This window comes from Paenibacillus sp., from assembly GCF_048976745.1.
GTDB lineage: Bacteria > Bacillota > Bacilli > Paenibacillales > Paenibacillaceae > Paenibacillus.
The window spans coordinates 590045-602381 of sequence record NZ_JBHGUU010000005.1 but is presented as its reverse complement, the minus strand read 5'-3'; the positions used below and the strand labels follow the sequence as shown (position 1 = coordinate 602381).

Below are 12337 nucleotides of genomic sequence, written 5' to 3'. Positions count from 1 at the left end.
GTTATTATAGCGCTTACATCTGTGGAATTACATACTTCTTGGCTGGTTTCCCCCTACATATTCAAGGGATAGGTCATCTTGTCTTCCATTTGAGCAAACGTTTGTACAAAAGGTGAACTTGGAGTGCAAGACCTGACAACATACGCAGACAAAAGGGTGAAAAGCGCAAACATTGTTGGACGAAGCAGAGGGAAGGGGACATTTTACATGAGAAAATGGCAAGGGGCAACATTGTCTGTCATGATGGCTTTTACACTGGCTGCATGCTCTACGGGAGGTGGAAGCACATCTCCAACTACAGCAGGAGAGAATCCGGAGGAGGTTGTAGAGCTGACAGCCGAGAACCTTCAACCGGAAGAAGGGGCAACCCTGGTGATCTGGGAGGACAAAAATCAGAGCAGCTTTATTGAGCAAAGAGCCAAAAAATTCGAAGAGAAGTATGGGGTAACGGTCAAAATGGAGGAATTACCTCCAACCGATCAGGTAACCAAACTAACGACGGATGGCCCGGCGGGTCTCGCGGCAGATGTTGTCGTTTTCCCACATGATAAGATTGGTAGCGCTTCAGAGGCGGGACTTATTCTGCCCAATGACATATTCGAAGCAGAGACCGCAGAGAATACCAGCGACAATGCACTGAAGGCGGTGACGTTCAAGGATATCTTGTACGGCTATCCGTACAGCGTAGAGACCTATGCTCTTTTTTACAATAAAGCATTGTATCCAGAAGCTCCGAAAAACTTCGATGAGATTATCAGTTTTGCCAAAACGTTCAATAACGTGAAATCCAATCAGTATGCACTGATGTGGGAATTGCAGCAATTTTACTATAACTATGCGTTCCTGGCTTCACAGGGCGGTTATATTTTCGGGGACAACGGGATGGATAGCGCGGATCTCGGTCTGAATAACGAAGGAGCCCAGAAGGGTGGACAATTCTTGCAGACATTGAAGTCTGAAGTACTGCCGCTCAAGATGGGTGACGTGAACTATGATATCAAAAAAGGATTATTCTCCAGCGGCAAACTCGCCATGGACATTAACGGCCCGTGGACCATTGCCGATTATCGCAATGCAGGTATTGATTTTGGGGTTGCCCCGCTTCCTGCAATCGATGGCAAACCGATGACCTCCTTCTCAGGTGTTAAAGCCTATTATGTGAATGCATTTACACAATATCCGAATGCGTCGAAGCTCTTGGCAGCGTTCCTTTCCAATGAAGAGGCCCAGATGGAGAACTTTGAACTGAACGGCACACTTCCTGCGAACAAAAACGTAGCTGCTGATTCGAAGGTACAGGAGGACCCGATCAATAAGGCGTTCCTTGAACAGTTCAACAACTCGACACCAATGCCTTCTCTTCCTGCCATGGACAGCGTATGGGGACCGATCACATCGGCCATTACGGATATATGGGATACCGATAAGGACGTGAAGGCGTCACTGGACAATGCGGTAAAACAGATCCAGGAAAGCCTTGCAACCGTCCAATAAGGACGAATGCGAAGATATGCATAAGCCTGCATGAATTGAACGTAATATTTACACAAAAACGGAGAGGACAGAAGAAAGCTGAAGAAGTGAAGCTAAAAGCTTTCTGAAAGAAAGCTACTTCGGAAGCATATTCTCGCCTTTATCACCGGATTTTCCCTTTTGGAAAAGGGATCGAAAAAAATCTCGGGATAACAGCGATCGGAAGCTTATTCTGTCATCGGAGTGGTCAGTGTAAGTACACTTTTGTTCAATTCATACAGGTTAGCAATAGGCGGGGAGGAGAGAGCGAATGCAACAGCAGCATGTCCCGGTGCCCGTTGGACCGAACAGGGAAAGACAGCACCGGATGACAGCGGCTATATGTTCCATCATACTGCAAGGTCTTGGACAGCTGTACAATCGACAGTGGATTAAGGGAATTTGTCTGCTGTTACTGGAGGGAGCAGGGCTTGCGTACCTGCTTCCTCGCCTGTCACAAGCCGTATGGGGCATATGGACACTGGGGGAAAATACACAGCGTTTTGTCAAAGTGAATGGGTCCACCGTACTTCAAAGGGGAGACCATTCCATCTTTTTGCTGTTGGATGGCATTATCGTACTGCTGGTGTTTTTTGTGTTTATTCTGATCTACATCCTGAATATTCGGGATGCGTACGTTACGGGAGTCGCCAGGGAAGAAGGGAAGAAGACCCTGGGCGCAGGGGCTTCGCTTCGAAACATGATGGACAAAAACTTTCCCTACCTGTTTCTGTCCATCCCGGCACTGGGCATTCTTTTCTTCACCGTTATGCCCATTCTGTTTACGATCACGATTGCATTTACGAATTACTCGGCACCGGACCATATTCCGCCAGCCAAACTCGTGGACTGGGTGGGCTTCAAGACGTTCAGTGATCTGATTCAGCTGAAATCCTGGAGCCAGACCTTCTACGGTGTGCTGACCTGGACGGTCATCTGGGCCATTCTGGCGACAGTCACCACCTATTTTGGCGGTGTGCTTGTGGCGCTGTTGATAGAACAGCGGGGCATACGCTTCAAGAAGCTGTGGCGTACGATTTTTATCCTGCCTTATGCGATTCCGCAGATCATTTCTTTGCTGCTCATGCGTAATCTGTTCAACGGCCAGTTCGGACCAATCAATACGTACATGCGTGCGTTTGGGCTGGAGGGGTTGCCCTGGCTGACAGATCCGTTCTGGGCGAAAGTCACCGTCATTGTGGTCAACATGTGGATCGGTATTCCAGTCAGTATGGTTCTCATTCTGGGTGTATTGACGGCCATCCCTCGTGATCTCTACGAGGCTGCAGAAGTGGACGGAGCATCCGCATTTCAGAAATTCCGAATTATTACGATGCCATTCATTCTTTTTGCCACAACACCGGTACTCATCATGCAGTTCGCCGGAAACTTCAACAATTTCAATGTTATTTTCCTGCTGACCAACGGGAATCCGCTGCGCGGAGACTACCAGTATGCAGGGGCAACAGACCTGCTGGTAACCTGGCTCTACAAGCTCACGCTCGACAATAACAAATTCAACATGGCATCAGCGGTAGGGATTATTATCTTCCTCATCATCGCTTCATTCTCCATCTGGAACTTCCGCCGCTCCAAATCATTCAAGGAGGAGGACATGATTCAATGAAGACACGTAATAATCCGCTGCGTCTGGCCCTGAGTTATGTGCTGTTGGTGATCATCGCCATTGTCTCCATCTATCCGGTACTCTGGATCTTTCTCTCTTCCCTGAGACCCGGTGCGGCATTGTTCAGTGAGCGGTTATGGCCGGAGGCATTCACACTGACCCATTACGGCGAACTGTTCAATAACCCGTCCTTTATGTACGGCAGATGGTATATGAATACGCTGAAAATTGCCTTTTTTACAATGATCTTCTCCACGTTGATGGTGACACTTGGGATGTATGCACTGTCCCGCTTCCGGTTCCGTGGGCGTAAAACCATCCTCTCCACCATGCTGATCCTTGGCATGTTTCCAAGTTTCATGAGCATGATTGCGATCTATATCATTTTGCTGCAAGTTAAATTGCTCGATACCCACGCTGCGCTCATTCTGGTCTATTCTTCAGGAGCGGTACTGGGCGGTTTTATCGTCAAAGGGTTCTTTGATACCATCCCGCGAAGTCTGGATGAAGCTGCGCGCATGGATGGTGCGAGTCACCTGCGGGTATTCACCAGCATCATCCTGCCCTTATCCAAGCCGATGCTGACTTACGTGGCTTTAACCAGCTTTACCGGTGCGTGGATGGACTTTATCTTCGCCAGGCTGGTGCTGCGGACGAAGGAAAACTGGACGCTTGCGGTGGGCATGTGGGATCTGGTCAACCGATATCAGGACAGTAATTTTACGATGTTTGCTGCGGGGGCGGTACTTATCGCCATTCCAATTACCCTGCTGTTTGTTTTCTTGCAACGATTCCTTGTTCAGGGGCTGACAGCAGGTGCTTCCAAAGGGTAATACCGTGCCATAACAGCATAGTCAGCCGCGATAACTGCGGCACTTCAACCAGGCACTTCCGTAATGTCATGTCTTTGTCGACTGACACTGCTGCGGAAGTGCCTGGTTCTGTATGGGCTCGAATCATGATTAGGAAGGAACGTGATGTATGGGCATGAACCCGTCCAGTGAGCCCGAGATTATGGGATACCCAGATGGACAAGCAGCATTGAATAATACTCAAACACCGCAAACACTAAGGCATAATGTCACCTTCCGCAGGATATTGTATGGCTACGGCATCTCGGTCTTTGGAGATTGTTTCAATGGGATTGCGATCAGTCTGTGGGTGTTACAGACCACAGGGAGTGCAAAGAGCATGGCCGCTGTACATATCTGCAATATGGCCGTCAGTTTTTTATTTGGATCGGTGGCAGGTACGGTCGCAGATCGATTGGATCGCAGGAAGCTGATGCTGGCTTCGGATGTCTTTCGCGGTGTGATGGCTGTGCTGATTGCGATTAGCTTATTCGGTTGGCATGCACCGTTTCCGGTGGTACTGCTGTTGCTCGCACTCTCCATGTTTTCAAGTCTGTTTCAGGCACCTGCATTCCACGCCTCAGTAGCCAGTATGGTAGGCAGGGAACATATTCAACAAGCAACCGGAACCATTCATATGGTGGATAATCTTGCCCGAATCAGCGGACTAGCCGCGGCGGGAGTTGCTGTTGCTGCATTTGGGGGATTCGTTGCCATATTAATCACGGGGGCAACCTTTCTGTTGTCCGCAATCTGTGTGCTGATGGCGGGGCGGTTTCCAGAGGTACAGCGATCCGTTAATCAGCAGACCACATTTGCTCAGGAATGGCGCAGTTCGTTTGGTTATATCTATCGGAATCGTCTGATTCGATCCATTGTATTGCTCAATCCGGTGCTGATCTTGTTTTTCATGTCGGCCATGATGCTGGTTCAAGTAATGGCGGTAAACGTATGGGAGGCGAATCCGGTACAGTTTGGATTAATTGAAACCTGTATTCCACTTGGATATATGATTGGCTCTGCAATTCTGATTGCTTCGGGGAAACGATTGAAGCGAAGAGGGAGATGGGTATTTATCGGTCTGATTGTATTAGGACCACTCTACATTCTTTTGGCGAATGTATCCTCGCCAATCATGGCGTTGCCGTTAATCGTGGGCGGAGGTGCGATGTTTGCCTGCTGTACAATGCTCACCCAGATTATGCTGAGGACAGCCGTTCCGGACGAGCTGCAAGGAAGAGTCTATGGTGTGGTTGGAACAATCACCAGTACAGCGCCTATTCTGGGATTGACGGTTGTCTCCGTACTGGCAGATCAATGGGGAGCAGCTTCTGTGCTGCAAGGTGTGGGTATATTGCTGCTGGCGACGGGTATTCTGGCAGCCACAACATTGAAGTCGATCCGAACCTATCAATAAAGTTAAGTACAGCAAAACCCGGAGCATACGCTGCGTTAGCGTAACTCCGGGTTACCTTGTGGACTGAGTATGCTATTGCCAGTTTACATTTACAGTTGCTGTACCGCTGGTTGGTGTGGTAAACGTGTGGTTGGAACCACCTTCCCACGTAATGGTTGCCCCATTTTTCTTGAAGAATTTGAACTCCAGTTGTTTCCCGGCAGGCACGCTCACATCATAGTACCAAGTTGGATAGGCGTGGATAACTTGATTGAATGCAGGTCCAATGGCTGTTGTACCCGTACTCCAGTTGCCGAGTTCTGCCACGTTACCTGTCAGGTAGATGTTCTGACCCAGTGTGGTGGAAGCATTGTTAATGACGAATCGTACCGTGACCTGATCACCCGTAAGGATGGTGAAGTTGTTATACGCATTACTGTTGACGCCATTCGCAGCTACTTTTACAGCATAATTGCCTGCTGCAACAGCTGGAATGGTTACTTTGATTTGCGTATCTTCCCAGGATGTGATGGCCGCACCGGTAACGGCTGATGTACCGAAGTATACGGTGCCTTTGGTGGAACCGAATCCACGTCCACTAATCGTAACAACATTACCCGGTTTGCCCATGACAGGACCCACGTGTCCGATGGTTGGTGTTGTTTCGCTCGTTGTATATTGCCATACCGCGGTTGCTCCGGCAGCCAGGGTGAATGAAGAGACGGTGCCATTGGTGGAAGTGATGTTATTACCGTTCAGTGCGCCGCCCAGTACATCGGTGTAGTTGCCTGTTGGCAGCGAAGTGCTTAGGTTCGCAATGCTCGCTGATGTGGAGAGATTACGGTTCACCGCAACAACAGCTACACTTTTGCCGAATTTGCGCTCATAGATATACACATCATTATTGATCCAGCGTTGCTGAGTGGAGCCGTAGGCGATCGCCGGATTGGATTTGCGAAGAGGAGCCAGCTTGCTGATCACGTTGAAGGCCGTTGTTGTTTTGGAGAAAGAAGGCATTTTGGCCCGGTTGTCAGGGTCCCCGTTACCTGTCAGATACTGTTCGGTACCATAGTAGATGGCAGGTACACCGCGTGAAGTCAGCGTGAAGGCCAGCGCCTGTTCCAGACGACGGTTGTTCACGGCACTTGTTTTGAAGCGATCCATATCATGGTTGTCGATGAACGTAACTTGGTCATTCACCTGATTGTAATCTGCCGCTGTGCCTGTAATCATCGAATCAAGGGCATACATGTTGGATGTGTTGTCCCGGAAGACATTACGTACGGCAGAGTTAAAGCGGAAATCAAGCAGGCTCATCCCGGATTCATTGGCAAATTCCGTGTTATCCGCATCGGATGCGGCAGATCCCAGGAACCATTCACCAAAGGTGAATACAGGTTTGTGTGCATAGATGGAGGACATCCAGCTCTTTTGCCAGCCGAGAGGCATATGTTTCACCGCGTCAACACGGATGCCATCCACACCCATATCAAGCCATAGTTTGATTGCGTCTTTGAAATATTGGTCAATAGTACTGTTATTGTGATTCAGGTCTGCCAGATCGTAGAGGTTTTTGTAGATACCATTCTCCAGGGAGGAAAAATCGGAGCCGCCGTTGTGATGGAAATAGCCATTCGTATCATTCGTGTATCCGCCAACCAGATTACCGTTATCGTACAACTTGCCATTCTCGGCAAAGGATGTATCGGTTTCCATGGCAGGAGACGTATGGTTTGGGGCAAAGTCAATGACGATCTTGATGCCTTTCGCATGAGCAGTGGAAATCAGATTTTGAAAATCAGCCATGGTTCCGAAGTAAGGATTGGTTTTCTTGAAATCACGTGCCCAGTAGCCATGATACGCCGTGTTGATCACACCGCCATAGTTGATCGTGGCGAAGATATTCTCAACCGGTTGGGAGATCCACAATGCCGTAACGCCCAGATCGCTGAAATAGTTATCGTTGATTTTGTTGATCAGACCCTGCCAGTCGCCGCCGCAATACAACTTCAGGTTGCTACAAGTGGCATCGTAGGCAGCTCCGGTGGGATTGTTGGAAGGATTGCCGTCCAGGAAGCGGTCCGTAAAGATCTGATAGATGACGTCTGTACTAAAGTTCTGCTTGTTGGTAACCGCGGTATCCGCATCGGCATAGATCGCGGAAGCAGGCAGATAGGGAAGTGCACCCCCTGCAAGTAAACTGAGTGTCAGTGTTGTGCTGAGGAGTACGCGTTTGGCCATTTGAAACATAGTAATCCACCCTTCTCGTGAATGTAGTAGTTTAGATAAACAACCAACCTGGATCTTGAATAATAGCGCTTTCAATACAACGGAATGATACGCAGCGGATTAAGGACTTCCCTCCTTTTGACACGCCAACAACCCCGGCATCTCCTTCGGGAGTTACCGGGGTTGTCCTAAACCGCTATGGTTTAAAAGCATGGCCCTCGAGTTATGATCACAACGTTATCGTAAGAAATATTGGATCTTATGTCAATAACTTTTTTGGGAGCATTTATTTTCTATTTTTATGTTTACAAAAGCATGTCCGGGGATTTAAACTATTCGCAGAATCACAATATAAGGGCTATGTATCCCGGGACACTTCCATGTGTTCTGGGACAACCCCGTCTCTTCTGAGGCGGGGTTATTTGTATGATGCAGTCGAATCGGGAGAAGAGAGGCGGTTGATGATCGTTGAGTACCCATTCTGTCATTGAATGTTTGGAAGGCATTCAGGCATCGCGGCTGGGCAATACCCGCAACATTTATGTGTATCTCCCGCCCGGTTATCATGAGCAGACAGCTCGGCATTATCCAGTTCTGTACGTTCATGCAGGGCAGCGGGCTTTTGGTCCATCCGGGCCAGGCAATGAAACATGGAATATGGACCAGGCAGCAGACGGTCTTATTTCCTCCGGGCAGATTGAATCCCTGATTATTGTCGGCATTACGCATGTCCGTCCAGTCACACACAACGAATTCTATCACTTCATCGCTCCGGAGAGAGAGGCCGTGAGTGTGGGTTGTTCAGGCATTGCCTATGAGCATTTCATCATTCATGAACTCAAGCCGATCATTGATCATCGATACCGGACGCTGCCAGACAAGGAGAATACCGGGTTGTTGGGTTCATCTGCCGCAGCACTTTGTACATTGCACATGGGGATGCGACATCCGGATGTTTTTGGAAAACTGATCATGATGTCGCCATTTTATGTGGATGTGCAGCTGGACGAAACATCGGAAAGCGGGCTGTTGGAAGAAAACATGTATCACTTGCCAGAAGATGTATCCACCGTTCAAATGTGGATGGATATTGGAGATATGGAAGGTCTGTTTCTGCCGTCCCAAGTCAGAAGGGTAGCTCATCAATTACTTGAACGTGGTGTCAGATCGGGTGAGGAATTGGCATTTCTGGAACAGCCGGGTGCTTGTCATCAGGAAGGTGACTGGGGAGCACGCGTTCATCTCCCGTTATTATACATGTTCGGCCACATTGGTAAACCCACCTCGCTCCAACTGCTTGGAAGGGACGTCATCGGACTACAGGGTGGAATGACCGTGTGTATCAATGCACAAATGCACTATGACAGCGGATTGGTTCAGAGCCTGCTGCATGGCAATTATACTTCAAGTGACCCGGATGTAATTCAGGTTCGTTCGAGCGGAGAGCTGATGCCTGTAGGTATTGGAAGTGCATCCATTACGCTGACTGTGGGAGAACTGTCAACCACACGCATCTATACGGTCATTGCTGAATTATCTACGCATGTTGAGGTCTGCATTCACGCAGAGGTAGCTCCCGACGAAGATTCGGGGGAAACGATCTATGGCGGCATGGGCATGAAGCTTGTCCGTTCCGGTAAAGGTCGATATGAAGGTTGTTACCGAGTCCCGCGCGATAGTGGGTTCTCCTTCCGATTTACACGTGGTTTCCGTCGTTTCGAGACCGATGTGGATGGCAAATATATTGCCAACCGGGTATTTCGAGCGACAGAAGATATGAGTGTGCATTACCTAATCCAATCCTGGGGCAGTATGTCTGCCAAAACGGGAACAGGAGGCCCAAAATGATCATTCCTTCATTCGCTCCAGTGCTGGACATTCCCTATTATTATCCCTGCAATTTCCCTCTGATTCATGAAGTGCTCCATCGACAAGGATCCATCACAAGTCTTGCACTGCTGGCGGCAAGTCGGTTGTACAGCCTTCCTTCGTGCGGGGATCACGGACTGGTGAAGCCTTACTTTCACAAACTGGGTTATGTAGAGCCGATCTGGGAGATGTATGGTCAGCGGCAGCTGGACAGCTTCGAGGAAGGCAAGGCGGAGATCAGGCAACATATCGGCGAAGGTGGGCTTTTTTTGGCTACAGGAACCAGTTATCATCTGCCTTATTGTGAGGATTATCAGAATCCCGAGTACATTCGCAAACACGTGAAGCAAGGCTCCCGACTACATCTGGTAGACCATTGGATTGCCGTGTACGGTCTGGAAGAGGAGCATGTTCATGTCTATGATCCCGTGCCCTCCAAGTACAAGGGGAAGGTTGCTCAAAGAGCCTTTCATGATTTCTGGAAAGGAAACCAGAGCATACCCGAGCTTGCTCAGGCGAAGCGCAAAGAAGAACTCCGAACGTTTGGCACCATGGACGTCCGGGCGACGGTGAAGCTTGATTCAGCGGGTTATCGCGATATGTTAAATCAGGCGTTAATAACGCAGATTGAAGAATTTCTGGCTGGGCGGATGATTACACAGGGAGAGCGGAATTATCATTTTGGACATGCGGTGTCTCTACAGCTCTTAGATGCGTTGCATGGGGGGAATGAAGGGGATCAAATCAATGAGATGCTGGTATCAAGTCTGTTGTTTGATATGCGATGGAGCCGGTATTTTCTTCGAGATCTTCTTCAGGAGTCTGCGTTATGGCTGGGTTCTCCACTTGATCAATATGCAAGAGAATTCAGCGACATCATTGCACGGTGGGAGAAGGCGTACAATATGCTGCAGGTAAGCCGGATGAAGCACCGAAAGCACTGGAAAGTACAGCTGACAGGTGTCATTAAAATGTTGGTCACGGATGAATGGCAATGGTATGAGTCGCTTCGGCAGTCCATACCTCAGGCAGATTGCTTTCAACGTCAGATCGTGCCAAGGGTTGGACAAGAACACAGGGAGGCTTTGCTTCGTATCGTGCTGGATAGCTGCCAGGAGTTAAATGCATACCATAATACATCAATTCCGCTTGGTGAGGGTGGTAATGCTCCACTATACGGACGAAATGGGCAACTGGATTCGCTGGAACTGGTGTCATTGCTTGCTGTGGTGGAGCAGGGAATCGAAGAACGATGGGGTACAGGCATGGGAGCTGCACTGTCGGAAATAGCTGCTGCTTCCATGCCGGAAAGTCCCTATCGGACTGTAGGCTCACTTGTCAATTATCTCGCACAGCAATGGTCGCCTGCCCGTGAGGAGGATGCAAGATGTTGAACCCATTCTTGATTGAACGATTCGCGGAACAGGGACAGCATCCTGCACTGATCTGGAAGGATCAGGAGTACAGTTATCAGTGGCTGCTGGAACAGGTTGGCATCATGAGTGAGTGGATTACGACAGAAGGGCTGTCTGGGCAGCTCGTAACGCTGGAGGAAGACTATTCCCCCTATGCCGCGGCAGCATTGATTGCTTTGCTTGGACAAGGCTGCATCGTACTTCCCATGGATCGGTACCTGGTTGAAGCCAAACGACAGGAATACATGAAGCTGGCACAGGTGAAATGGCGTTTATGCATTGAAGAAGGCAAGTTGTGCATTCGGCAAACGCAGGAATGCTCCGGAGAGGTTCCAGTGTTGTTATCCTCGCTGGCACAGGAGGGCGTAGGTGGACTGGTACTCTTTTCATCTGGATCAACTGGAGTGAGTAAAGCGACTGTGCATCGTGCAGATCGGCTGTTACATCGTTTTCGCCGGCATATTCGACCCTTGCGAACGATTCCATTCATGATGTTTGATCATATCGGCGGTGTGAATACCATGCTGCAATCCCTCTCCAGTGGGGGATGTCTGTGTATCATTGCGGATCGATCTCCCGAAGAAGTGTGCCGGACGATTGAGAAGTTTCGTGTGCAGGCACTGCCGGTCTCCCCAACATTCATGAATCTGTTGCTGTTGGGCAGAAACGATGAAGGGTATGACCTGTCCAGTCTCGAGGTAGTATCATACGGATCGGAAGTGATGCCTGAGTCCGTACTGGCAGCCTGGAACCGGAGATTTCCACAGATCAGGACGATACAGGCCTACGGTATGTCTGAACTTGGTATTCTGCCAACCCGCTCCAAAGAACCAGGTTCTCTGCTGTTCTCCATTCAAGATGAAGAGGTCAAGTACCGGGTGGTGGAAGGAGAATTGCAGATTCGTACAGCAACAGCGATGATTGGTTATCTGAATGCACCATCACCTTTTACAGAGGACGGGTGGCTGCGAACAGGAGATGAAGCCGTGCTGGAACAGGGATACATTCGTATTCTGGGACGTCGTTCGGAGATCATTAATGTGGGGGGACGGAAAGTGTATCCTGCCGAAGTCGAGGGTGTTCTGGAAGAGATGGAGTGTATTGAAGCCGCCGTCGTTTCGGGAGAGCATAGTGATATCACGGGTCAGAGGGTGAAGGTTACCGTGCGGCTGGCTGCCGAGTGTACGCTTACCGATCTGCGGCGATCCATCTGGGAATATTGTCGGGACAAGCTGCCTTCATACAAGATTCCGCAGAAAATCGTAATTACACAGGAAGCACTCGTAAGTTCAAGAATGAAGAAAATACGAAAACCGATGACTTCGATATCCTTCGCTCCGGCTGGGAAATAGGTCGATGCCACCAAAGCGTATCAAGCGCGAGAGTAGTGAACCCGCTTATAATGAAGCAAATAACCTGTGCTGGGTTCGTTAGAATA

At 49.3% G+C, this 12337-nt stretch carries 8 protein-coding genes; 7 read left to right on the top strand and 1 reads right to left on the bottom strand.

All coding sequences use genetic code 11. The annotated features are described in order from the left end of the window. Positions 1-207: 207 nt before the first annotated feature. From ACE3K2_RS06415 to ACE3K2_RS06400, 4 genes are all read left to right on the top strand, one after another. The gene (locus tag ACE3K2_RS06415; protein WP_421888129.1) at positions 208-1494 is read left to right on the top strand and encodes a sugar ABC transporter substrate-binding protein; all 1287 of its coding nucleotides are present in this window, start codon (positions 208-210) and stop codon (positions 1492-1494) included. A 289-nt stretch (positions 1495-1783) separates the two neighbouring features. Beyond that, positions 1784-3139 carry a sugar ABC transporter permease gene (locus ACE3K2_RS06410; RefSeq protein ID WP_339239848.1) on the top strand — a complete coding sequence of 452 codons (1356 nt, stop codon included), beginning with the start codon at positions 1784-1786 and terminating at the stop codon, positions 3137-3139. Further along, the gene (locus tag ACE3K2_RS06405) at positions 3136-3972 is read left to right on the top strand and encodes a sugar ABC transporter permease (RefSeq protein WP_091015889.1); all 837 of its coding nucleotides are present in this window, start codon (positions 3136-3138) and stop codon (positions 3970-3972) included. Before ACE3K2_RS06410 ends, ACE3K2_RS06405 begins: the two co-directional genes overlap by 4 nt. Positions 3973-4120: 148 nt before the next feature. Then, positions 4121-5407, top strand: coding sequence for an MFS transporter (locus tag ACE3K2_RS06400; RefSeq protein WP_421888125.1), 1287 nt, complete (start codon positions 4121-4123; stop codon positions 5405-5407). Between the two features lie 72 nt (positions 5408-5479). Here the strand turns inward: ACE3K2_RS06400 and ACE3K2_RS06395 are convergent, their stop codons facing one another. Then, positions 5480-7636: an alpha-amylase family glycosyl hydrolase gene (locus tag ACE3K2_RS06395; RefSeq protein ID WP_421888123.1), complete on the bottom strand. Its 2157-nt coding sequence runs from the start codon at positions 7634-7636 to the stop codon at positions 5480-5482. A 447-nt stretch (positions 7637-8083) separates the two neighbouring features. Here ACE3K2_RS06395 and ACE3K2_RS06390 point away from each other — a divergent pair, with 447 nt between their 5' ends. Genes ACE3K2_RS06390 through ACE3K2_RS06380 form a run of 3 tightly spaced genes read left to right on the top strand, consistent with a single transcriptional unit; the run spans position 8084 to position 12251 of the window. After that, positions 8084-9463 carry an alpha/beta hydrolase gene (locus tag ACE3K2_RS06390; RefSeq protein ID WP_421888121.1) on the top strand — a complete coding sequence of 460 codons (1380 nt, stop codon included), beginning with the start codon at positions 8084-8086 and terminating at the stop codon, positions 9461-9463. Then, positions 9460-10878 (top strand): hypothetical protein, encoded by a 1419-nt coding sequence (locus ACE3K2_RS06385; protein WP_421888118.1) that lies wholly within the window; start codon positions 9460-9462, stop codon positions 10876-10878. Before ACE3K2_RS06390 ends, ACE3K2_RS06385 begins: the two co-directional genes overlap by 4 nt. After that, on the top strand, positions 10872-12251 hold the full coding sequence (locus ACE3K2_RS06380; protein ID WP_421888115.1) for an ANL family adenylate-forming protein: 1380 nt from the start codon (positions 10872-10874) through the stop codon (positions 12249-12251). The genes ACE3K2_RS06385 and ACE3K2_RS06380 overlap by 7 nt, the downstream gene beginning before the upstream one ends. Positions 12252-12337 lie beyond the last annotated feature (86 nt).

Excerpts from the sequence above, each read along its gene's own strand:
- ACE3K2_RS06415 (WP_421888129.1), top strand. The coding sequence starts at position 208 with ATGAGAAAATGGCAAGGGGCAACATTGTCTGTCATGATGGCTTTTACA.
- ACE3K2_RS06410 (WP_339239848.1), top strand. The coding sequence starts at position 1,784 with ATGCAACAGCAGCATGTCCCGGTGCCCGTTGGACCGAACAGGGAAAGA.
- ACE3K2_RS06405 (WP_091015889.1), top strand. The coding sequence starts at position 3,136 with ATGAAGACACGTAATAATCCGCTGCGTCTGGCCCTGAGTTATGTGCTG.
- ACE3K2_RS06400 (WP_421888125.1), top strand. The coding sequence starts at position 4,121 with ATGGGCATGAACCCGTCCAGTGAGCCCGAGATTATGGGATACCCAGAT.
- ACE3K2_RS06395 (WP_421888123.1), bottom strand. The coding sequence starts at position 7,636 with ATGTTTCAAATGGCCAAACGCGTACTCCTCAGCACAACACTGACACTC.
- ACE3K2_RS06385 (WP_421888118.1), top strand. The coding sequence starts at position 9,460 with ATGATCATTCCTTCATTCGCTCCAGTGCTGGACATTCCCTATTATTAT.
- ACE3K2_RS06380 (WP_421888115.1), top strand. The coding sequence starts at position 10,872 with ATGTTGAACCCATTCTTGATTGAACGATTCGCGGAACAGGGACAGCAT.